This is a genomic window from Rhodococcus huquni, assembly GCF_055231055.1.
The window spans coordinates 17,501-39,784 of the sequence record NZ_JBUYWE010000005.1 but is presented as its reverse complement, the minus strand read 5'-3'; the positions used below and the strand labels follow the sequence as shown (position 1 = coordinate 39,784).

The following is a 22,284-nucleotide window of genomic DNA, read 5'->3' as shown; positions in this document are numbered from 1 at the left end:
GCACACTGATTCCGTGAAGACATATCGAATAGCCACGATCCCCGGTGACGGCATCGGTGTCGACGTCACCACCGAAGCTGTGCGCGTTCTCGACGCCGCTGCACGCGGCTTTCGCATCGAATGGACCGAGTTCGATTGGTCCTGCGAGGGGTACCTGCGTACCGGCTCGATGATGCCCGCGGACGGACCCGAGCAGCTGAGTGAGTTCGACGCGATCTTTCTCGGTGCCGTCGGGTTCCCGGGGGTCCCCGATCACGTCTCCCTGTGGGGATTGCTGATTCCGCTGCGACGCGCGTTCGGACTGTACGTGAACCTTCGACCGGTCCGCCTGCTCCCGGGCACGCAATCGGCTCTCACCGGGCGCACCGCAGACGATCTCGACATGCTGATCGTTCGAGAGAACTCCGAGGGCGAGTACTCGGAGATAGGCGGCACACACAATCCGGGCAAGCCCGACGAATTCGTGCTCCAGGAATCGGTTTTCACCCGCGTGGGGTGCGAACGCATCATCCGCCACGCGTTCGAACGTGCGCGTGAACGGCAGAAGAAGGTGTGCTCCGCAACCAAGTCGAACGGACTGATCCATTCGATGCCCTACTGGGACAAAGTTTTCGACGAGATCGCCGCGGACTATCCCGATGTCGAGACACGGCAGATGCACGTGGACGCGTTGGCGGCAGAGATCGTGCTGCACCCCGACCGCCTGGACGTGATCGTGGGTTCCAACCTGTTCGGCGACATCCTGTCGGACCTGGCCGCGGCGGTCACCGGTGGTCTGGGACTGGCACCTTCCGGAAACATCAACCCGGAGAAGACCGGGCCCTCGATGTTCGAAGCGGTACACGGCAGCGCGCCCGACATCGCCGGTAAAGGTATCGCCAACCCGGTGGCTCAGATTCTTGCCGGCGCAATGATGCTCGAGCACCTCGGCGAGCACGAGACCGCAGCGGCCATCGACGACGCTGTGTGCCGGGTACTGGACAAGGGCGCCACCCTCACACCGGACCTTGGTGGCAGCGCGACGACGAGCGAACTCGGAAGTGCGATCGCGCAGCGCGCTGCCACCTGAGTGGTCAGAGCCAGGTGTCCTCGGTGGTCGTGGTGAGGAAGGCCTCGAGATCGTCGCGCCACGGCGCGGGGACGGTCTTGTCCGGCTCTATCCCGCTGTACTGACCGCGGTAGAACAGGAGCGGCCGCTCTTCCTTGATCTCACCCAACGTCGAGATGCGACCGAACACCACCCAGTGATCGCCACCGTCGTTGACGGACTCCACCGTGCAATCGATGTGCGCGAGCGATCCGTCGAGAATGGGTGAACCCAATGGCGAAGGAGTCCAGTCGATCCCGGCGAACTTGTCCGGTTCACGTGAGCCGAACCGTGCGCACGTGGCCTGCTGTTCCTCTGCAAGCACGTTGACACAGAACTTGCCGGTCCGCTCGATGCTCGCCCACGACCGCGACTGCTTGGTGGGGCAGAACAACACCAGCGGTGGATCGAGAGACAGCGCTGCGAACGACTGGCAGGCGAAGCCCACCGGCTCGCCGTCGTCGACCGTGGTGATGATGGTGACGCCCGTACAGAACTGACCGAGCACCGTCCGGAACTGCTTGGAATCGATGGCGGGGGCGGTGGCAGCTTCTTCGGCCATCACTTCATCCCGACCGTGAAATCGTGACCCCACAGACTGACCGCCGTGCTCTCCCTCGCAATCCAGTCCTCGTCCTCGACCTGCAAGCCTTCGCAGCCGAATTCGATGTCGAACCCACCCGGAGTCTTCATGTAGAAGGACAGCATCTTGTCGTTGACGTGCCGACCCAACGTGGCGGACATCTTGACCTTCTTGCGCAGCGCACGGTCGAGTGCGAGACCCACGTCGTCCGAGTTCTCCACCTCGACCATGAGGTGGACGATGCCTGTCGGATTGGGCAACGGCAGGAAGGCGAGACTGTGGTGGCGCGGGTTGCATCCGAGGAACCGCAGCCAGGCAGGCTCCCCATCGGCCGGCCGGCCCACCATCTGAGGCGGCATGCGCATCGAATCACGCAGCTTGAACCCCAGCACGTCACGGTAGAACCGCAGCGAAGCGGCGTCGTCGTCCGTCGTGAGCACGACGTGTCCGAGTCCTTGTTCCCCAGTGACGAATCGGTGCCCGTACGGGCTCACGATCCGTCGGTGCTGAAGTGCCGCACCCTGGAACACCTCGAGGGTGTTTCCCGACGTGTCCTCGAACACGATCAGCTCGGCGACACAGCGATCCTGGAGCTGCTCGGCCGTCCCCTCCTTGAAGGGCACACCCGCACCGGACAGGCGGTCCCGAATCTCCTGGAGTTCTTCGGCGTTCGCGCATTCGAAACCGGAGACCGACAGACGATCCTTCTCGCCCGGAAAGATCACCAACCGGGCCGGAAAGTCGTCCATACGCAAGTACAGCGACTCCGGATCGGAACCCTTGCCCTCGATCATGCCCAGAACTTTGAGCCCGTACTCGCGCCAGGCCGCCATGTCCGTGGCCTCGATGCGCATGTACCCGAGTGAGCGAATACCCATTACTTACCTCCCTCGAGAAGGAAGTCGGCGGCGATCCGATTGAACTCGTCGAACTTCTCGAGCTGAGCCCAGTGTCCGCACCCACCGAACACGTGCAGCTGAGCGCGCGGGATGAGCTTCAACGCCACGAGAGCGCCGTCGAGCGGATTCACCCGGTCTTCGCGGCCCCAGATGAGCAGCACACGCTGACGCAGCTTGTACGCGTCGCGCCACAGCATCCCGAGCTCGAAGTCCGCACTCGAGAACGACTTACCCATCGCCTTGGCCGCAGCCAGCGACTCGGGTGTGCTGGCCGCCGCGAATCGCTCTTCGACCAACTCGGGTGTGATGAGCGACTGGTCGTAGACCATCACTCGCAGGAACGCTTCGAGCTTCTCCTTGGTCGGCCCCTCGGGCGGTGCGCTGAACTTGCCGAGATTCTTGACGCCCTCGGTGGGGTCCGGTGCGAACAGGTTGATGCTCAGCCCACCCGGTCCCATCAGGACGAGCCGGCCCGCCCGCTCCGGGTAGTCGAGGGCGAACCGCACAGCGGCCCCGCCGCCGAGGGAGTTACCCAGCAGATGGACTCGACCCTCGATCCCGAGGGTGTCGAGCAGATCCTTCAGCGCCGACGCACTGTGTACGAAGTACTGCGGGTGCTCGGTCGGCTTGTCCGACTGACCGTAGCCGGGCTGGTCGACCGCGATGACGTGGAACTTCTTCGCCAACACCGGAATGTTCTTGGCGAAGTTCGACCACGACGAGGCCCCGGGGCCGCCGCCGTGCAGCAGGACGATCGTGGTGTCGTTGCCGACCCCCGCCTCGTGGTAGTGCAACTTCAGATCGGGCCGAACCTGCGCGAACTTGGAGGTGGACTCGAACGTGAGAGCTTCTTCGGTCGTCGTCACCTGTTCTCCTAGACCATCGTGTCCGTGATGGGGAGGCCGAACTCTCCCGTGCCGTACAGGACGTATGCGCGCTCCGGGTCGTTGGCGGCATGCACGCGACCTGCGTGAGCGTCACGCCAGAATCGTTGCAGCGGAGTGCCGTTGACGAGTGCTGTCGCACCCGAGCTTTCGAACAGCTTGTCGATCGACGCCACCGCACGACCCGTCGCGCGCACCTGATCGCGCCGCGCACGCAGCCGAACCTCGAACGGAACGTCCTCGCCTGCAAGCAGATACGCGTACTCGTCGGCGACATTTCCCGACAGCTGACGCCACGCCGCATCGATGTCACTCGACGCCTCGGCGATACGGACCTTCGAGAACGGATCGTCCTTGGCCTTCTCGCCCGCGTAGGCGGCGCGAACCCGCTTGCCCTGGTGCTCGACGTGAGCGTCGTAGGCGCCGTAGGCCATTCCCACGATGGGCGTCGAGATGGTCGTCGGGTGAATGGTGCCCCACGGCATCTTGTAGACGGGCGCGGTGTTCTGCTCGAGGCCGGGCGCAGTGAGGTCGCTCATCTTCTTGAAGCTGAGGAAACGGTGCGTCGGCACGATTGCGTCCTTGACGACGATCGTGTTGCTGCCCGTACCGCGCAGTCCGACGACGTTCCACACGTCGTCGATCTGGTAGTCCGAGCGTGGAATGAGGAAGCTACCGAAGTCGACGGGGCGTCCGTCCTTGATGACCGGGCCACCGACGACGACCCAGTCGCCGTGGTCGCAGCCCGAGGACCAGGCCCAGGAGCCGTTGACCTTGTAGCCGCCGTCGACGACCTCACCTGCGCCCATCGGCGCGTACGAGGACGAGATCCGAACGTCGGTGTCGGCGCCCCAGACGTCTTCCTGCGCCTTCTGGTCGAACAGGGCGAGGTGCCAGTTGTGAACGCCGATGATGCCGGCGACCCATCCGGTCGATCCACATGCGCTCGCGATCTTCTTCACGGCGGAGTAGAAGAGAACCGGGTCTTCCTGGTAACCACCCCACTGCTGCGGCTGCAGCAAACGGAAGAATCCGGTCTCCTGGAGCTCCTTGATGGAATCGTCGGGTATGCGGCGCAAATCCTCGGCTTCTTGTGCCCGCTCGCGCAGTGTGGGCAGTAGTGCGTCGAGCCGCTGCATAACCTCGTGACTGTCGTGGTTACCCACAGGACGCTCCTGTCTGTTCGAATGTTTCACTTACCTCTGAGACTAGAACACGTTCCCATTCCTGTCGAGACTGCGGTGAATTTGCAGGTCGTCGCAGGACGTCCACTGCAAACCTTGCTGAAATATGGAAATTCTCGGCCGTGTTCTATAACGTGTTCTAGTGACGGTACGAAGGGATGTGAGGGTGTAATGGCGCAGATTCGCGAGATCGATGTGGGCACGACCCGAACCCGCTATGCGCGCGGTTGGCACTGCCTCGGTCTGCTGAGGGATTTTCGGGACGGGAAGCCCCACTCGATCGAGGCATTCGGGACCAAGCTGGTCGTGTTCGCGGACAGCGAGGGCAAACTTGTGGTTCTCGACGGCTACTGCCGGCACATGGGTGGGGACCTCACACAGGGAACGGTCAAGGGCGACTCGATCGCCTGCCCGTTCCACGACTGGCGTTGGGGCAAGAGCGGCAAGTGCACGGGTATCCCCTACGCGCGCCGAGTGCCGCCGCTGGCGAAGACCCGCACCTGGACGACGCTCGAGCAGAACGGGCAGTTGTTCATCTGGAACGACCCGGAAGGCAACCCGCCGCCCGCGGACGTCACGATCCCCGAGATCGAAGGCGCCGACAGCGACGAGTGGACCGAGTGGACCTGGAACTCGATGATCATCGAGGGCGCAAACTGCCGCGAGATCATCGACAACGTCGTGGACATGGCGCACTTCTTCTACATTCACTACGCCTTCCCGACGTACTTCAAGAACGTCTTCGAAGGCCAGGTGGCGGCGCAGTACCTCAACACCAAGGGTCGCCCGGACATCGGCATGGCGTCCCAGTACGGCGGAGACACGCTCCTCAAGTCGGAGGCCGCGTACTACGGGCCGTCCTACATGATCAATCCGCTCTGGAACAGCTACAGCGGGTACGAGGTCGAGAGTGTTCTGATCAACTGCCACTACCCGATCGACCAGAACTCGTTCGTCCTCCAGTACGGCGTCATCGTGAAGAAGCCGAAGGGCGTGTCGGAGGAGATGTCCAACAACCTCGCGGCCAAGTTCACCGAAGGTATCGCCGAGGGCTTCCTGCAGGACGTCGCGATCTGGAAGAACAAGACCAAGATCGAGAACCCGCTCCTGTGTGAAGAGGACGGTCCCGTCTACCAGCTTCGTCGGTGGTACGACCAGTTCTACGTCGACGTCGCCGATATCGACGACAAGATGACGCAGCGGTTCGAGTTCGAGGTCGACACCACCAAGGCCAACGAAGCCTGGCAGGTGGAGGTGGACGAGAACCTCGCCCGCCAGAAGGCTGAAAAGGAAGCCGCGACCGCCGAGTCCGCGGAGAACACGGAAGCGCAGGTATAGCCATGAGTGCCTCGACCGAATCGCGAAACTCGAAGTGGGCCAAGGCGCCCGACTTCTCGGGTCAACCGGCTCGCGTCGAGGCCATCGCGGCGCAGACGGTCGAGGACAAGGCCAACTACCTCGATTCGGGTCTGCACGAGGTCGAATGCCGGGCCTGCGGTACCTGCGTTCTGGTACGAAAGAACAGCATGAAGCACACGAGTGTGCAGTGGATGTCCGACCCGGCCAAGTCCTGCCCCACGTTCCAGCAGGGCGTCACCGAGGGTCGTACGACTTCCGAACAGGACGGCTGCCCGCGGCTGCAGGCCAGTATCAACCATGCCGTGATGGAAGGCTTCATCGAGGTCCGGGACCACGACGACACCTAACCCCCTTCTCGACCAATGTCACACACGTTCAGTTCGATCGAACGGGTGTGACATTGGTCGTTTCGGGGGTCGACACCCCACCTCCCAACGAATGTCACACCGGTTCGCGTGAGCTGAACCGGTGTGACATTGGTCGGAAATGGGGGGGGAGGGAATCAGCTGGCGGCTGCTTCCTTCTGAAGCTCGAGTGCGATGTCGATCAGCTGATCTTCCTGGCCACCGACGAGCTTGCGCTTACCCGCGCGCACCAGCAGTTCGGCAGACGAGACGCCGTACTTCTCGGCCTGACGTTCGGCGTGCTTGAGGAAGCTGGAGTAGACACCCGCGTAACCCATCATGAGGGCCTGGCGGTCGAGGAGGCACTCCTGCGGCATGGCCGGACGCACCACGTCCTCCGCCGCATCGGCGATCGCGAAGAAGTCGATACCGGTCTTCACGCCGATCTTGTCGCACACTCCGACGAAGGCTTCGACCGGTGCGTTGCCGGCGCCCGCGCCGAATCGTCTGGTACTGCCATCGATCTGACGTGCACCCGCACGCACGGCCGCAATCGAGTTCGCGACACCGAGGCCGAGATTCTCATGCCCGTGGAAGCCGACCTGCGCATCGTTGCCGAGTTCCTGCACCAGTGCTTCTACTCGGTCGGACACACCTTCGAGCACGAGCGCCCCCGCGGAGTCGACGACGTACACGCACTGGCAACCGGCGTCGGCCATGATGCGGGCCTGCTTGGCCAGCTTCTCCGGCGGGGTGGAGTGCGCCATCATCAGGAAGCCGACGGTCTCGAGTCCGCGTTCGCGTGCGAGTCCGAAGTGCTGGATCGATACGTCGGCCTCGGTGCAGTGGGTCGCGATGCGGCAGATCGACGCACCGTTGCCCTGGGCTTCGACGATGTCTTCCTTGGTCCCCAACCCGGGGAGCATCAGGAACGCGATCTTCGCGTTCTTCGCCGTGTCGACTGCGATCTTGATGAGCTCCTGCTCGGGAGTCTTCGAAAAGCCGTAGTTGAACGACGATCCGCCGAGTCCGTCACCGTGGGTGACCTCGATGACGGGGACGCCCGAGGAATCGAGAGCGCCGACGATGGAGCGCACCTCGTCGCCGGTGAACTGGTGACGCTTGTGGTGCGAGCCGTCACGCAACGAGGTATCGGTGACTCGAACGTCCCACGCGCTGTCGAAGTGGATTCCGTCGAAATGAACCATGTCGCTCACGCCTTCACTGTCAGAAGCTTCTGGGCGATCTCTTCGCCCACCTTGGTTGCTGCCGCCGTCATGATGTCGAGGTTGCCCGCGTACGGGGGCAGGAAGTCCCCTGCGCCTTCGACCTCGACGAACGTGGTGACGGTTGCCTGCCCACCGGACACGACGCTGGGCTCGTCGAACTGCGGTTCGTTGAGAAGTCGGTATCCGGGTACGTACTGCTGGATGTCCGCGACGACGCGATGAATGGAGTCGGTGATCGCATCACGGTCCGCATCCTCGGGGATCGCACAGAAGATGGTGTCGCGCATGATCATCGGCGGATCTGCCGGGTTGAGAATGATGATCGCCTTGCCGCGATCGGCCCCGCCGATCGTCTCGATGCCGCGACTCGTGGTCTTGGTGAACTCGTCGATGTTGGCGCGGGTGCCCGGTCCGGCGGACAGTGAGGCGACCGAGGCCACGATCTCTGCATATTTCACGTCGACGACACGATTGACCGCGTAGACGATCGGGATGGTCGCCTGGCCACCGCAGGTGATCATGTTGACGTTGGGTGCGTCGAGGTGCTCGTGCAGGTTCGCGGGCGGCACCACGGCGGGGCCGACGGCCGCCGGTGTCAGATCGATCGCGCGGATACCCGCCGCCTCGTACTTCGGCGCCGCGTCCTTGTGCACGTACGCGGACGTGGCCTCGAACACGAGATCCGGCTTCTCCGACTGATGCAGCAGCCAGTCGACGCCCTCGGCGGACGTTTCCAGCCCCAGCTTGCGGGCCCGCGCGAGGCCTTCACTTTCGGGGTCGATCCCGATCATCCAGCGAGGCTCGAGCCAATCCGACCTCTGCAGCTTGTAGAGCAGGTCCGTGCTGATGTTGCCCGAACCGACGATTGCCACACTTGCTTTTGTCATCAAACAACTCCTACTTGAACTGCAACGAGACGGAACCGAGTCCACCGAACTCGGCACGGAAGTTATCGCCCGGGTGGGCGTCGATCGCGCGCGTGCACGAACCGGGTAGCACGATGTCGCCGGCCTTCAATCTGACGCCGAAGCTCTCGACCTTCTGCGCGAGCCAGGCAACGGCGGTCACCGGGTTGCCGAGCACGGCGTCGCTCCGGCCTTCGGCGATCTGCTCGCCGTTGCAGGTGAGTACCGCGTCGATGTTCTTGATGTCGATGTCGGAGGGGCGGACCCGTTCCTTACCGAGAATGAAACCGGCAGACGAGGCGTTGTCGGCGATGGTGTCCGGCAGTCCGATCTTCCAGTCCTTGATCCGGCTGTCGATCAGCTCGATGGACGGCGCGTACGCGACGGTGGCATCGACGACGTCCTGCTCGGTGCATCCGGCACCCGGAAGGTCCTTACCCAGCACGAACGCGACCTCGACCTCGACGCGCGGGAAGCAGAACTTCGCAGCATCGACCGGCTGATCCTCGAACACCTCCATGCCGGCAAGGAGGTGACCGTAGTCGGGTTCGTCGACGCCCATCATCTGCTGCATCGCCAGCGACGAGAGCCCGACTTTGTGTCCGACGACCCGAGCGCCGTCTTCCACTCGACGACGAATGTTGATCAGCTGAATCTCGTACGCATCGACGACGTCGATGTCCGGGTGCGCCGCCACGAGCGGGCCGATGGGGCTACGTTCGCGTTCGGCGGCGTCGAGTCGATCAGCCAACTCGGCGCGAATGTCCGTCGAGAGCATGGGTCAAGCCTTCCCTGTGGATGTGCGTGATGCGGTTGCCAGACTTGCGATGTGGGCGCCTGCCCGACGTCCTGAGAAGACGCAGTCGGCGAGAGAGAGGCCGCTGACGTAGGAGTTCGAGCACACCCCCACTGCCGTTCGGCCGGCCGAGTAGAGCCCGGGGATGTTCTGGCCGTCGGCTGTCTGCACAGCGCCGGTCGACTCGTCGACCACCAATCCCCCGAGCGTGATCATGGGGCATGGATTCATCATGCTCGGCTTCACCGAGACGTCATAGAGAGTGAACGGAGCCTTCAGCGCAGGACGCACGAAATCGGCGTACTTCCCCATCGGGTCCGGTGTACCCGCTGCGGCGGCGGCATTGTGGGCGTCGACTGTGTCCTGCAGCACGTCCGCATCGATCCCCGCCTTACCTGCGACTTCTGCCAGCGTGTTGCCCTTGACGGCCGTTCGCATCATTCCCGCCGACTGCACACGCTGGAACCACATCGCCTGAGATCCGATCTGATTCTTGGCTTCGGCGACCAGATCGGAGTCGGCCAGCAGCCAACCCTCACCACCGCTCTTCTTCACCATTGCGTTGCCGAGCGCCGCGCCGTACCGAGATTCGTCGACCATGCGACGACCGTTCCGTCCGATCAGAAGGCTGCCGAGGAACGCGCTCGGCGGAACGATGAATCGCCACGCCGAAACCTTGTCCAGCTTGGCCGTCGCCGCACCGACGTCGACTCCGATGTTGATGCCCGAGCCGTCGTCGCCGGAGGTGCCGAGCGGGATTCCCCCCTTGTAGTCGGGGGCGTGGGTGTAGAGCATCTTCCGGTTCTGGACGAACCCGCCGGCGCTCAGAACGACGCCGTGTCGTGCGCGAATTCGAATGGTGCGGGAGTGCTTCTTCTCGATCCGCGCGATCACACGGTCGATGGCGTTCCGGGTGGGTGGCGAGTAGACGCCGGGCTTGTCGGACAACGCACACAACAGCTTGTGCCGCCTCCGGACGCCGGCAGGTGCACTGCGCAGGGTCTCGCATTCGAGCCCCACGACAGCGCCGTCCTCGTCGAGGATCAGCGTGCTCGCCTTGGTCTGCTGATAGAGCCGAACACCATTGTCGACGGCCGACTTCGCGAGCGGCGCGTACATCTTCTTGCCGGAGGTGCCCTTGCCCTTGGGTCGATGACCACGCGGCGCCGGCTTCGCGACCGCCCTGAACTCGCCCGCGGCCTCGCTACCCGAGAAGTAGAGGTAGTACTTGTTGTTGGGATACGACGTCTTGTACGGACACAGCGAGGCCTCGAACGGCACGCCGTGGCCCATCAACCAGTCGACGGAGCCCGGACTCTGGTCCACGAAGCGTTGGAGTGTCTCGGGCGAGACGGCGTCACCGACTTCCTTCTGCAGATACTTCAGCATCTCCTCGGGAGAGTCCTCGACTCCCGCCTCACGCTGGATCGCGGTGCCACCTCCGGCATAGAAGATCCCCCCGGAGATTGCACTCGCACCGCCGCCGGACGAACGATCGACGGCCAGTACGTCGGCCCCGCCCGCGACGGCCTCGAGTGCGGCCGAAGCGCCGGCAACTCCGAACCCGACGATCAGGACGTCCGTCTCCGCATCCCAGGTCACACCCATACCACCCTCATGTTCACCAATATTTCAACTGCAACGTGTTTTCGTTCCACCCTGAGCCGGTCCGCAATACTTCCTGGCAGCAAAGGATGGACTGACAGCACCATCATTCTATAACGTGTTCTACATGAGCAAGCACGAATACGACATCGTCGTCGTCGGCAGCGGTGCCGGCGGGATGACGGCAGCCCTCACCGCAGCCCACAACGGACTCAGCGTCGTCGTCCTCGAGAAGGCGGCGCACTTCGGTGGATCCTCCGCACGCTCCGGCGGCGGCGTCTGGATTCCCAACAACGAGGTTCTCGTTCGAGACGGTGTCGACGACACCACCGAGGCGGCGCGAACCTATCTGCACAGCATCATCGGCGACGTCGTTCCCAAGGACCGGATCGACACCTACATCGACCGCGGCCCCGAGATGCTCTCGTTCGTGCTGAAGAACAGCAAGCTCGAGATGCAGTGGGTTCCCGAGTACTCCGACTACTACCCGGAGGCTCCGGGCGGACGGCTCGGTGGCCGCAGTATCGAGCCGAAGCCGTTCAACGGCAAGAAGCTCGGCGCCAAGCTCGCGGAGCTCGAGCCGGACTACGTCAAGGCGCCCTCCAACTTCGTGATCACTCAGGCGGACTACCGCTGGCTCAACCTCCTGATCCGAAATCCGCGCGGCCCATTGCGGGCGATGCGCGTGGGTGCTCGATTCCTCGCCGCGAAGATCACCGGCAAAGACCTGCTGGTCCGCGGGCGCGCACTGATGGCGGGCATGTACACCGGGCTCGAGGCGGCCGGCGTACCGATCCTCCTGAACACACCACTGACCGACATCGAGACATCGGACGGCGTCGTGACCGGCGTGACGGCCACCGTCGACGGGAAGTCCGAGACCTTCACCGCCCGTCACGGCGTGATCATCGCGTCGGGTGGATTCGAGCACAATGCCGAGGCTCGGCAGAAGTTCCAGCGCGCCCCGATCGGCAGCGACTGGACCGTGGGCGCGAAGGCGAACACCGGTGACGGCATCTGGGCCGGCGAAAAGCTGGGCGCAGCACTCGATCTCATGGAAGACGCGTGGTGGGGGCCATCGATCCCACTCACCGGCGGACCGTGGTTCGCACTGTCCGAGCGGAGCCTGCCCGGCTGCATCATGGTCAACGATCGCGCCCAGCGATTCGTCAACGAGTCCGCGCCCTATGTCGAAGCAACCCACGCGATGTACGGCGGAAAGTACGGCCAGGGCGAGGGTCCGGGCGAGAACATCCCCTGCTGGATGATCCTCGATCAGCGATACCGCGACCGGTACACGTTCGCCGGTATCACGCCCCGATCGCCGTTCCCGGGCCGTTGGCTCAAGGCCGGCGTGGTCGTGAAGGCGGAGACTCTGCAGGAACTCGCGGAGAAGACCGGACTGCCGGTGGAGGGCCTCACCGAGTCCGTCTCGCGCTTCAACACCTTTGCGAGCAACGGCAAGGACGAGGACTTCGGTCGCGGTGACAGCGGTTACGACCACTACTACGGCGACCCCCGCAACAAGCCGAACCCAAGCCTCGGCCGCCTCGAGAAGGCACCGTTCTACGCGATCAAGATGGTCCCGGGCGATCTCGGTACCAAGGGCGGAATGCGCACCGACCGCGACGCCCACGTCCTCCGCGAGGACGGAAGCACCATCGAGAACCTCTATGCAGTAGGCAATGCCAGTGGCCCGGTCATGGGACACACCTACGCCGGCCCCGGCGCGACGATCGGTCCCGCGATGACGTTCGCATACCTCGCCGTCCTCGATATCGCGAAAAAGATCAAGGAGTCTCGCGACACGACTCCGCCCGCATCCGAAGCTCGGGCGGCCGATTCGAACTCCGGGGTGAGCAATGCCAATTGATCCGAAGGTTGCACTCGGTGCGGAGTTGCCGACGCAGGAATTCTCCTGGTCCAGCTCCGACGTCCAGCTCTACCACCTCGCGTTGGGTGCCGGCTCGAATCCTCTCGACGAGAACGAGCTTCGTTACCTGACCGACGGAAACCCGCAGGTGCTACCTACTTTCGCGACGGTGGCAGCCAACTTCCACGCGACCGAGGCACCCAAAGTGTCCTTCCCGGGCGTGGAGATCGACCTGGCGAAGGTGGTGCACGGAAGTCAGGAAGTCACCGTGCACCAGCCCATCCCCCCGGAGGGCAAGGCGCGCACCACCACTCGGATTTCCGACGTCTGGGACAAGGGCAAGGCCGCGGTCATCGTTCAGGAGTCCACGACAACCAACCTGGACGGCGAGCCGTTGTGGACCGCACGCTCGTCCATCTTCGCCAGAGGCGAAGGTGGGTTCGGCGGCGAGCGCGGACCGTCCGAGTCGGTCGAACTGCCCGACCGTGCGCCCGACCTCGAAGTGGACACTCCGGTACTCCCCCAGCAGGCCCTGCTGTATCGCATGTGTGGCGACAGGAATCCACTTCACTCCGATCCGAAGTTCGCCGAGGGCGCCGGGTTCCCGGCACCCATCCTGCACGGACTGTGCACCTACGGCATGGTCTGCAAGGCCGCCGTCGACGCGCTGCTGGGCGGAGACGCCGGCAAGGTGGCGGGTTACAAGGCCCGGTTCGCCGGCGTCGTGTACCCGGGCGAGACCCTCCGTTCGCGAATCTGGAAAGAGGACGGCAAGTTGCTGATCGCCGTCAGCGTGCGAGAGCGCGAGGACGCACCGGCGCTTGCCGACGTGGTGCTGAACCTGCGGTGAAGAATTAGCCACGAGGAAACCACGCGAGGTTGATAATCGACGCAATTATCACGCGCCGATAACAAAGCCCCGGTGGCACGGCCGATCGAATATAACGATTCGGCAGGTGCCACCGGGTTTTGCTTTGTACGCTCTACTCGATCCCAGGAAGTCCGGCCGAATCACGGTCCGGCTATCCGATCGGTAGCGACGAAGGGGGGACGTCATGTCCCAGCCGAAAAAGCAGTCCCGACGTAGACAGCTCCTGCCCATGCGCCGCGCCGTGATAGCGGGCGCACTCGCGCTGTCCGCCACCGCGCTCGCAGCCGGCCCGGCACTCGCCGAACCCGTACCGATCTCGGGTAGCAGCTCCGGAAGCTCGAACGGGTCTGCGGTAATTCCCACGCCGATTCCCTCGCCCGCCGGACTGGCAGCTCTGGCAGCGGCAACCACACAGACCGGCAAGCCGTATCTGTGGGGCGGCACCGGGCCGAACGCCTGGGACTGCTCCGGACTGGTCCAGTGGGCCTTCCGCCAGGCCGGCGTCAGCCTTCCGCGCACCACGTGGGAGCAAACCGAAGTAGGCGCACACATCCCGCTCTGGGCAATGGCACCCGGTGATGTCGTCGTCCTCAACAGCGACGCCTCTCATATCGGCATCTACGCGGGATTCGGGCAGGTTTTCAATGCTCACAGCCCCGGAGTTCCCACCGGCCTCACGCCACTCTCCTGGTGGGACCACATCTACGACGTCCGTCGATACTGACCCCGTGAGTGGTTGACGAGCCTCTGGACTCGCCGGCCACTCACAGGCGCAGCCTCGACAATCTGCTGTGCAGCCGATCCATATCGGCTGCATCCTCCGCGCAGGCGGTCAGCTCGTGGAGCGGCACCTCGGCGAACAGCGTCAATGCGATATCTGCGTCGTACAACACGTCTACGACGTTGCCGAACCGTCGAACGGGATCGGCATCGAGCCCCTCGAAGGCCGGAATACCGCTGATCGTCCAGTCGCCGTACTGCCCCGTCAGCGTCCGATAGTCGCTGGCTGCGGTGGGTGTATCGCACAGATCCGCGAAGTCGAACCAGATCTCGCCGTCGTGAGCGGAAATCGCCCTCAGGCAACGGCCACTCGGATACAACGTCTGGCCATCCTCGGCTGCAGGTAACGCCGGTTTTCGATCGACGACGTACCGCCCCGATGCGAAACCGGATGCGCCGATTCCAGGATCTCCCCTGATCCGATAGTCGATTCCGCCGTCGAGCGACATGACGTCGAGGTTCCGCTCGATCCATTCGATCGACGGCGCGAAGACGTGATGGAACAGCGGGTTGGGCAGGAGCCCTTGGGGTGGATAGTTCGACGTGGTGACGAGGACCATCCCTCGCCTTTCGATGTGATCGAGCAGCCGAGCCATGAGCCTCGCGTCGCCGACGTCGTGCACGTGGAACTCGTCGAAGCAGAGCACCTTCACCCCACTCAGTCGATGCGCGAGAGCACGATCCACCGAGCCGAGTGCGTGTACGTCACGATGCAGATCGTCCAGGAACTCGTGGAAGTGCACTCGCACCTTCGGGGCGCGTACTTGCTCGAAGAACGCGTCCATGAGCACGGTCTTTCCACGGCCGACCGGACCCCACAGATACAGACCCCGTTGGCGCCTTCGCCGCCTTTTCTCGGTGCGACGCGCGATGGCCTCGAGGCGCCAGGCGACCACACACTGCGAAGCATCCAGCTCTACATCCATAGAGGGGACTCTATGGATGTAGAGTAGTTACGGTCAATGGACCCGTACGTCGTGTGATCGGAGAGACACCGTGAGTGATCGGAGAGAACAGATTGCGTTGGCAACGGTCCGCGTGATCGCACGATCCGGGGTACGGGCACTCACCCACAGGGCGATCGACGTGGAACTCGGACTTCCCAACGGCTCCACGTCGTACTACTTCCGCACCAAACAGGCACTCCTCGAGGCAACCGTCCACCACCTCACCGATCGCTCCAAGCAGGACTTCGCAGCAGCGACCGACTCGTTCGATGCAGCACCGGACGCAGACGGGATGGCTCGCTTCGGCGCGACGATCCTGGATCGCCTACTGAGCGAGCGGATCGACGACCTTCGCGCCCGTTATGCCCTGACAGTCGAACTCGCCGACCACCCGGACCTGCACCGCCTCCTCGCCGGAAGCCTGTTCTCCCGAACCGCCGCAATCAACCTTCTACGCACGCTCGGCGCAGAAGATCCGGACTCGGCCGGCGCCGACTTCGTCTCCGTGGTCGAGGGTGCGGTCTTCGACCGATTCGCCGGGGCGCGGTCACTCGACGGACTGACAGCGGGAACCCCCGCCAGTGTCGATCAACTGGCGGGGGTTCTCGGTGCGTACCTGCGTGGAGCCACGCCCCCTGTGAGCGGTTGACGAGTCTCTGGACTCCTCAACCGCGCACGGGTGTGGTCAGGCGGCGACCTCTTCGGGTTCTTCCTTCTGCCCCACCGGCTCGGAGTCGAGCGCCTGCGCGTAGTAGAAGTGCGGGCGGCGGTGTCCGAGGAACGATCCGAACCACGACAGGATCGCGATGTACCGGTTTCGGAAGCCGACCAGGTAGACGAGGTGCACGGCGAGCCAGAGGAACCAGGCGATCAGGCCGGTCAGCTCGACCTTGCCGACGCGCGTAATCGCACGGAATCGGTTGATGATGGCCATGCTGCCCTTGTCCTTGTAGGAGAAGGGAGTACCGGCATCGCGCTTTCCGTTGATGATCGCCGCAACGTGACGACCACCCTGCATCGCGAAGGGCGACTGAGCGGGAAGGTTGTTCAGGAACGCCATATCACCGATGGCGTATACGTCGCTGTGCCCACCGACGCTGAGGTCCTCGTTCACCATCAGGCGTCCTCCACGACCGGTCTCGCAACCGGTGCGGTCCGCGAGGACCGACGCGAAGTCGTTGGCCTGGATACCCGCCGACCAGATGATGGTCTCGGCGGTGAGCCGCTTCTCGAAGTCGTTGGTGGGTGAAGACAGAGTGGCACCGTGCTCGTCGATGTCGGTGACCATCGTGTTGAGGACGACCTCGACGCCGGCCTTCTCGAGCGACTCGAGCGTGTACTTGCTGAGCTTGCCGCCGAACACCGGAAGCGCTTCGCTCGCGCCCTCCACGAGAGTCACCGTGACATCGTCTGCGTTGATGTCGCGGAGCGACTTGGCGAAGTATCGGCCGGCGAGCTCCTTGATCTGACCGGCAAGTTCGACACCGGTCGGGCCGGCGCCGATGACGATGAAGTTGAGCAGGTTCCGGCGACGCTCCGGATCCGGAGTGGTGTGCGCTTCCTCGAAGCAGCGCACGATCTGGCTGCGTAGGCGGTCCGCGTCCTGCACCGTCTTGAGTGCGTAAGTGACCTCGGCGAAGTGATCGTTACCGAAGTACGCCTGGCGGGCACCGGTCGCTGCGATCAGGCTGTCGTAGCCGATCGTGTGGCGGACGCCGGCCGCCTCGTAGACCACCTCGTGGGAGTCGGGATCGACGTCGACGACACGGCCGAGACGAACGTCGCCACTCGGATACTTCGCGAGGATCGCCCGGATGGACGGAGCGATCTCGCCGGGCGAGATGACACCGGTGGCAACCTGGTAGAGCAGGGGCTGGAACAGGTGTTCCGTCGTCTCGGAGATCAACACGAACGGGGTCCCTGCCTTGCCGAGCTTCTTCGCAGCTGCAAGGGCTCCGAAACCCGATCCGACGATGACGACCTGTGTGCGATCCACCGTATACCTCCCAGTAACTCTTCCGCGTCGTTGCGTATGAGCTCCACAGTAGGCCGAGACCCGCTTCGGCACCATCGACCTGCGCATATCGCAATTCTGTTATCTCGATTACTAATAAATAGATCTACCAATGGGTAACATGGACTGCATGGAGTTCAGGCAGTTGCGCTACTTCCTCGCAGTCGGCGAGGAAGGAAGCTTCTCGAAGGCGGCCGCGCGCTGCTTCATCTCCCAATCAGCGATCAGTCATCAGATCGCGAAACTCGAACACGAGTTGGGCGCCACGCTCCTCGAACGCTCGACCCGCGTCGTCAAACTGACTCCGGCGGGCGAACGATTGATGCCGCTCGCGGCCGAGGTGATGAGCTTGGAAGCGCGGGCACTGCTCGTCGGCCAGGATCCGCGCAACCGTCTCCGCATCACGGCGAGCATGAGCTTCGCGACCCAGAGCCTCGAGGCCATCTCGCGGGTTCGTGACCAGTTCCCGCAGGTGGACATCGAGTTCGTGATCAAGGACTTCAACGACAGAATCACCGCGGTCGCTTCCGGGGACGCAGACCTCGCACTCATCCGCGGTGAGGTGGATCGTCCCGGTCTCGAAGCGGTGCCGCTCGGCCGGGAAGAACTCGTCATCGTGACGTCCAATCAGCACCCGCTGTCGGCGTTCGCCACGGTCGACCTGGCCGAACTCGCCCCGTACCCACTGCTGCTCCCGCCGCGAAGTCGGCAGACCCTCATTCATTCCGTCGTCGAAGCCGCGTTCGCGCGCACCGGCCGCCCGGTCCGGCTCGGTCCGTCCATTCAGCACGACCACACCGCGACACTGGACGTCCTCACCAATCCCCGAGCCTGGACAGTGCTTTATGCCGACACTGCCGACACGACCCCCCGCACCGGACTGAGCTTCATGCGAGAAGCCGACAACCTGCTGCGCATCCCGGTTTGCGGAGTCGTGCGTAGCGACTCGGCAGTGCGCCCGGAACTCACGCACCTGTTCCAGGCTTTGGGAGACTCGATTGCCGCCTCCGGTCGACCGAAAAAGTCGCCAGGGCCTGGTTAGATCGCAGGCGACGGACATCGCGGGAGACACGGAGGCACCATGAGCACGCTGCACGCTGCGGACAGCCACGATCTGATTCGGGTCCAGGGCGGGCGGGTGAACAATCTCAAAGACGTCACCGTCGAGATCCCCAAGCGGCGACTGACCGTGTTCACCGGGATCTCCGGTTCCGGCAAGAGTTCACTGGTGTTCGGCACGGTCGCCGCCGAGTCGCAGCGCATGATCAACGAGACGTACAGCGCTTTCGTGCAGGGCTTCATGCCGACGCTGGCCCGCCCGGACGTGGACGTTCTCGAAGGCCTCACCACCGCGATCATCGTCGATCAGCAGCGCATGGGCGCAGACCCGCGCTCCACGGTCGGCACCGCCACCGATGCGAATGCGATGCTCCGCATCCTCTTCAGCCGTCTCGGAAAGCCGCACATCGGCTCGGCCCAGGCGTTCTCGTTCAACGTCGCTTCGGTGAGTGGTGCCGGTGCGGTGAAGTTCGAGAAGGGCGGCAAGACGGTCAAGGAACGTCGCGACTTCCACGTCACCGGCGGCATGTGCCCTCGGTGCGAGGGTCGCGGAAGTGTCTCCGACTTCGATCTGACCGCACTCTACGACGACTCCAAGTCCCTCAACGAGGGCGCTCTCACCATCCCCGGCTACAGCATGGAGGGTTGGTACGGGCGCATCTACCGGGGCAGCGGGTACTTCGATCCGGACAAGCCGATCCGCAAGTACACGAAGAAGGAACTCGACGATCTCCTGTACCGGGAACCGACCAAGATCAAGGTCGAGGGCATCAATCTGACCTACTCGGGGCTGATCCCGCAGATTCAGAAGTCGTTCCTGGCCAAGGACGTCGACGCGATGCAGCCGCACATTCGGACCTTCGTCGAGCGGGCGATCACGTTCACCACCTGTCCCGAGTGCCACGGCACCCGGCTCAACGAGGGCGCTCGGTCGTCGAAGGTCGCGGGTATCAACATCGCAGACGCATGCGCGATGCAGATCAGCGACCTCGCCGAATGGGTTCGCGGGCTGGACGAACCCTCCGTCGCTCCGCTCCTTGAAACCCTCCAGCAGACGTTGGACTCGTTCGTGGAGATCGGCCTCGGTTACCTCTCGCTCGAGCGCCCGGCCGGCACATTGTCCGGCGGTGAAGCTCAGCGCACCAAGATGATTCGCCACCTCAATTCGTCACTCACGGACATCACCTATGTCTTCGACGAACCCACCACCGGTCTTCATCCGCACGATATCGCGCGGATGAACGACCTCCTGCTCAGGCTTCGCGACAAGGGCAACACGGTCCTCGTCGTGGAACACAAGCCCGAAACCATCGTCATCGCCGATCACGTGATCGATCTGGGCCCGGGCGCCGGTTCGGAAGGCGGAACGATCTGCTTCGAGGGGTCGGTCGAGGGCCTTCGAGCCACCGACACGATCACCGGGCGCCATTTCGACGACCGTGCCGCCGTGAAGAATTCGGTGCGCCAGTCCTCCGGCAAGCTGCCGGTCCGGGGTGCCTCGCAGAACAATCTCCAGAACGTCGACGTCGATATTCCGCTGGGAGTGCTCGTGGTCATCACGGGTGTGGCCGGGTCCGGAAAATCCTCACTCGTGCACGGGTCCATCCCCAACGGGGAAGATGTGGTGTCGATCGATCAGGGCGCAATCCGAGGCTCGCGCCGCAGCAACCCTGCGACCTACACCGGACTTCTGGAACCGATTCGCAAAGCGTTCGCGAAGGTCAACGGTGTGAAGCCGGCGTTGTTCAGCGCGAACTCGGAAGGGGCATGCCCCGCATGCAAGGGGGCCGGCGTGATCTACACGGACCTCGGGATGATGGCCGGGGTCGCGACCCCTTGCGAGGAGTGCGAGGGCAAGCGCTACCAGTCGGCGGTGCTCGAGTATCACCTCGGCGGACGCGACATCGCCGAAGTCCTGGCCATGTCAGTGGCGGAGGCCGAGGAGTTCTTCCGGGAGGGCGATGCTCGGATTCCGGCTGCCCACAAGATCCTGGAACGTCTCGTCGACGTCGGCCTCGGTTATCTCCGCATCGGCCAGCCCCTCACGACCCTGTCCGGTGGTGAGCGCCAGCGCCTGAAGTTGGCCACTCACATGTCGGAAAAGGGCGGTACCTACATACTCGACGAACCCACCACGGGTCTGCACCTGGCCGACGTCGAACAACTGCTGGGCCTGCTCGACCGGCTCGTCGATTCCGGGAAGTCCGTGATCGTGGTGGAACATCACCAGGCGGTCATGGCCCACGCGGACTGGATCATCGACCTCGGTCCCGGTGCCGGGCACGACGGTGGACACATCGTCTTCGAGGGGACGCCCGCAGACCTGATCGCAGATCGGTCGACCCTCACCGGTGAGCATCTCGCGACCTATGTGGGTGCGTGAGCGATGGGTGATCAGAAGGACCGCATGCTCCGCGGGGATCTCTACATGGACAGTGATCCCGAACTGATCGCCGAGCGCCAAACCTGCAATCGACTGACCCGGCAGTTCAACGACTCTGCACCCGACGCGGACGGGGAACGGCAGGTTTTGTTGCAGGAGCTACTGGGCAGCTTCGGCAACGATTCCCGGATCATGCCGCGGTTCGAATGCGACTACGGATACTCGATCCACATCGGCACCAACACGTTCCTCAACTACGACGCGATTCTGTTGGACTGCGCGCCCATTGTCATCGGTGACGACGTGTCGATCGGACCGCGCGCCCAACTCCTCACCGCGCTGCACCCGATGGAGGACCACGAGGCTCGCAGGCAACGCTGGGAATCTGCGGCGCCCATCTCCATCGGTGACAACGTATGGATGGGCGGCGGCGTGATCGTGTGCCCCGGGGTGACGATCGGCGCGAACACCGTCATCGGAGCCGGCAGCATCGCCACCAAGGACATCCCTCCGAACGTCTTCGCCGCTGGTAACCCGTGTCGTGTCATCCGCGCTCTGCCTGCCAACGAGCGATCCTGACAATTCCGGCGACTTCTCCGGGGTCTGGCCTGATCTGCGAAAACAGGCTTAGAATCGGGGTGTGATTCGCGCCCGATCCGGGTCGCCCAGATCCGAACGGCGTCGAGTCCGAGCTGCACGGAGAGGAGGGCCGCACAGTGGCCACTTCGACAGAGAACGTCACCTATGACGCTCACGGGCGCATGATTCCCAAGGTTTTTCCGCCGACCAGTGAGAATGCCGCCAAGATCGTGATGCTGACCGCCTACGCCGCGATCCTCGTCACGCTGGTGTTCGTCGTGGTCGACGCGGTGAACGTGCTCGGCACCTGACTCCTGCAGGAATCACGACGAGGGTTCGCTCTCGGCGCCAGGAAGCCATGAAGCGCCGGGCTCCGTGAAGTTGCGTTCCTTGATCATCTTGCGGGCTGCCCGCCGGTTACGACCGATCAATCGGTCCAGGTACAGGTGGCCTGCGAGATGGTCCACTTCGTGCTGAAAGCACCGTGCCAGGTAGCCGGTGCCTTCGACGGCCACGGGCTGGTTGTTGCAATCGACGCCCGTGACCCGTGCCCAGTCGGCTCGGCCGGTCGGAAAGCGCTCACCCGGCACCGAGAGGCACCCCTCCGAGTCGTCCTCGGGATCGGGCATGGTTTCGGGAATCTCGGACGTTTCGAGGACCGGATTGACCACGTGGCCGCGGTGGCGTGTGCCGCCGGCCACGAGGTCGTAGACGAAGACCGCACGCGGGTCACCGACTTGGTTCGCCGCCAGCCCCGCACCGGGTGCAGCCGTGTTGGTCTCGAACAGATCCTCGACGAAGGACGCGAGCTCACTGCCGAATTCGGTCACCGGAGTCGCGGGAGTCGTCAGCCTCGGGTCACCCGCGATGAGTATGGGACGAATGGTCACGTGTAGCAGACTA

22 protein-coding genes are annotated in these 22,284 nt (G+C 63.8%); 11 read left to right on the top strand and 11 right to left on the bottom strand.

The window, feature by feature from the left end:
• Window positions 1–13: 13 nt before the first annotated feature.
• On the top strand, window positions 14–1,069 hold the full coding sequence (locus tag ACZI8R_RS11380) for a tartrate dehydrogenase (RefSeq protein ID WP_463379727.1): 1,056 nt from the start codon (window positions 14–16) through the stop codon (window positions 1,067–1,069).
• A 4-nt stretch (window positions 1,070–1,073) separates the two neighbouring features.
• Here the strand turns inward: ACZI8R_RS11380 and hsaB are convergent, their stop codons facing one another.
• Genes hsaB through hsaA form a run of 4 tightly spaced genes read right to left on the bottom strand, consistent with a single transcriptional unit; the run spans window position 1,074 to window position 4,592 of the window.
• Window positions 1,074–1,649, bottom strand: coding sequence for a 3-hydroxy-9,10-secoandrosta-1,3,5(10)-triene-9,17-dione monooxygenase reductase subunit (gene hsaB / locus ACZI8R_RS11375; protein WP_463379726.1), 576 nt, complete (start codon window positions 1,647–1,649; stop codon window positions 1,074–1,076).
• Window positions 1,649–2,548 carry an iron-dependent extradiol dioxygenase HsaC gene (gene hsaC, locus ACZI8R_RS11370; protein WP_463379725.1) on the bottom strand — a complete coding sequence of 300 codons (900 nt, stop codon included), beginning with the start codon at window positions 2,546–2,548 and terminating at the stop codon, window positions 1,649–1,651. Before hsaC ends, hsaB begins: the two co-directional genes overlap by 1 nt.
• Entirely contained in the window at window positions 2,548–3,435 is an 888-nt protein-coding gene (gene hsaD, locus ACZI8R_RS11365; protein ID WP_463379724.1) for a 4,5:9,10-diseco-3-hydroxy-5,9,17-trioxoandrosta-1(10),2-diene-4-oate hydrolase, read from the bottom strand. The genes hsaC and hsaD overlap by 1 nt, the downstream gene beginning before the upstream one ends.
• 8 nt (window positions 3,436–3,443) lie before the next feature.
• Window positions 3,444–4,592 carry a 3-hydroxy-9,10-secoandrosta-1,3,5(10)-triene-9,17-dione monooxygenase oxygenase subunit gene (hsaA, locus tag ACZI8R_RS11360; RefSeq protein WP_463379965.1) on the bottom strand — a complete coding sequence of 383 codons (1,149 nt, stop codon included), beginning with the start codon at window positions 4,590–4,592 and terminating at the stop codon, window positions 3,444–3,446.
• A gap of 216 nt (window positions 4,593–4,808) precedes the next feature.
• On the opposite strand from hsaA, the gene ACZI8R_RS11355 reads away from it, so the two are divergent.
• Complete coding sequence (locus ACZI8R_RS11355; protein ID WP_463379723.1) at window positions 4,809–5,975, top strand: 3-ketosteroid-9-alpha-monooxygenase, oxygenase component; 1,167 nt, start codon at window positions 4,809–4,811, stop codon at window positions 5,973–5,975.
• A gap of 2 nt (window positions 5,976–5,977) precedes the next feature.
• Complete coding sequence (locus ACZI8R_RS11350; protein ID WP_463379722.1) at window positions 5,978–6,343, top strand: hypothetical protein; 366 nt, start codon at window positions 5,978–5,980, stop codon at window positions 6,341–6,343.
• A 155-nt stretch (window positions 6,344–6,498) separates the two neighbouring features.
• Here the strand turns inward: ACZI8R_RS11350 and dmpG are convergent, their stop codons facing one another.
• From dmpG to ACZI8R_RS11330, 4 genes are read right to left on the bottom strand one after another with little or no spacing between them, the layout of a single operon-like run.
• Window positions 6,499–7,548 (bottom strand): 4-hydroxy-2-oxovalerate aldolase, encoded by a 1,050-nt coding sequence (dmpG, locus tag ACZI8R_RS11345; protein ID WP_463379964.1) that lies wholly within the window; start codon window positions 7,546–7,548, stop codon window positions 6,499–6,501.
• Between the two features lie 5 nt (window positions 7,549–7,553).
• Window positions 7,554–8,459 (bottom strand): acetaldehyde dehydrogenase (acetylating), encoded by a 906-nt coding sequence (locus tag ACZI8R_RS11340; protein WP_463379721.1) that lies wholly within the window; start codon window positions 8,457–8,459, stop codon window positions 7,554–7,556.
• A 7-nt stretch (window positions 8,460–8,466) separates the two neighbouring features.
• Window positions 8,467–9,252, bottom strand: a complete 786-nt coding sequence (locus ACZI8R_RS11335; protein WP_463379720.1) for a 2-keto-4-pentenoate hydratase — start codon at window positions 9,250–9,252, stop codon at window positions 8,467–8,469.
• A 3-nt stretch (window positions 9,253–9,255) separates the two neighbouring features.
• Entirely contained in the window at window positions 9,256–10,878 is a 1,623-nt protein-coding gene (locus tag ACZI8R_RS11330; RefSeq protein ID WP_463379719.1) for an FAD-binding protein, read from the bottom strand.
• Between the two features lie 124 nt (window positions 10,879–11,002).
• Here ACZI8R_RS11330 and kstD point away from each other — a divergent pair, with 124 nt between their 5' ends.
• From kstD to ACZI8R_RS11315, 3 genes are all read left to right on the top strand, one after another.
• On the top strand, window positions 11,003–12,748 hold the full coding sequence (kstD, locus tag ACZI8R_RS11325) for a 3-oxosteroid 1-dehydrogenase (RefSeq protein ID WP_463379718.1): 1,746 nt from the start codon (window positions 11,003–11,005) through the stop codon (window positions 12,746–12,748).
• Window positions 12,738–13,598: a MaoC/PaaZ C-terminal domain-containing protein gene (locus ACZI8R_RS11320; protein WP_463379717.1), complete on the top strand. Its 861-nt coding sequence runs from the start codon at window positions 12,738–12,740 to the stop codon at window positions 13,596–13,598. The genes kstD and ACZI8R_RS11320 overlap by 11 nt, the downstream gene beginning before the upstream one ends.
• A 250-nt stretch (window positions 13,599–13,848) precedes the next feature.
• The gene (locus ACZI8R_RS11315; protein ID WP_463379963.1) at window positions 13,849–14,343 is read left to right on the top strand and encodes a C40 family peptidase; all 495 of its coding nucleotides are present in this window, start codon (window positions 13,849–13,851) and stop codon (window positions 14,341–14,343) included.
• A 40-nt stretch (window positions 14,344–14,383) separates the two neighbouring features.
• Here the strand turns inward: ACZI8R_RS11315 and zapE are convergent, their stop codons facing one another.
• Entirely contained in the window at window positions 14,384–15,343 is a 960-nt protein-coding gene (gene zapE, locus ACZI8R_RS11310; protein WP_463379962.1) for a cell division protein ZapE, read from the bottom strand.
• A 52-nt stretch (window positions 15,344–15,395) separates the two neighbouring features.
• On the opposite strand from zapE, the gene ACZI8R_RS11305 reads away from it, so the two are divergent.
• Complete coding sequence (locus ACZI8R_RS11305; protein ID WP_463379716.1) at window positions 15,396–15,995, top strand: TetR/AcrR family transcriptional regulator; 600 nt, start codon at window positions 15,396–15,398, stop codon at window positions 15,993–15,995.
• Between the two features lie 36 nt (window positions 15,996–16,031).
• On the opposite strand, the gene ACZI8R_RS11300 is transcribed toward ACZI8R_RS11305, so the two are convergent.
• Window positions 16,032–17,342: an NAD(P)/FAD-dependent oxidoreductase gene (locus ACZI8R_RS11300; RefSeq protein WP_463379715.1), complete on the bottom strand. Its 1,311-nt coding sequence runs from the start codon at window positions 17,340–17,342 to the stop codon at window positions 16,032–16,034.
• 148 nt (window positions 17,343–17,490) lie between these two features.
• Between ACZI8R_RS11300 and ACZI8R_RS11295 the strand changes: the two genes are divergently transcribed.
• The 4 genes from ACZI8R_RS11295 (at window position 17,491) to ACZI8R_RS11280 (ending at window position 21,692) form a co-directional block, all read left to right on the top strand.
• Window positions 17,491–18,402 carry a LysR family transcriptional regulator gene (locus ACZI8R_RS11295; RefSeq protein WP_463379714.1) on the top strand — a complete coding sequence of 304 codons (912 nt, stop codon included), beginning with the start codon at window positions 17,491–17,493 and terminating at the stop codon, window positions 18,400–18,402.
• A 39-nt stretch (window positions 18,403–18,441) separates the two neighbouring features.
• Window positions 18,442–20,802 (top strand): ATP-binding cassette domain-containing protein, encoded by a 2,361-nt coding sequence (locus tag ACZI8R_RS11290; protein ID WP_463379713.1) that lies wholly within the window; start codon window positions 18,442–18,444, stop codon window positions 20,800–20,802.
• A 3-nt stretch (window positions 20,803–20,805) separates the two neighbouring features.
• The gene (locus ACZI8R_RS11285; RefSeq protein WP_463379712.1) at window positions 20,806–21,381 is read left to right on the top strand and encodes a sugar O-acetyltransferase; all 576 of its coding nucleotides are present in this window, start codon (window positions 20,806–20,808) and stop codon (window positions 21,379–21,381) included.
• A gap of 137 nt (window positions 21,382–21,518) precedes the next feature.
• On the top strand, window positions 21,519–21,692 hold the full coding sequence (locus ACZI8R_RS11280) for a hypothetical protein (protein WP_463379711.1): 174 nt from the start codon (window positions 21,519–21,521) through the stop codon (window positions 21,690–21,692).
• 12 nt (window positions 21,693–21,704) lie between these two features.
• On the opposite strand, the gene ACZI8R_RS11275 is transcribed toward ACZI8R_RS11280, so the two are convergent.
• Entirely contained in the window at window positions 21,705–22,271 is a 567-nt protein-coding gene (locus ACZI8R_RS11275; protein ID WP_463379710.1) for a peptide deformylase, read from the bottom strand.
• Window positions 22,272–22,284: the final 13 nt, after the last annotated feature.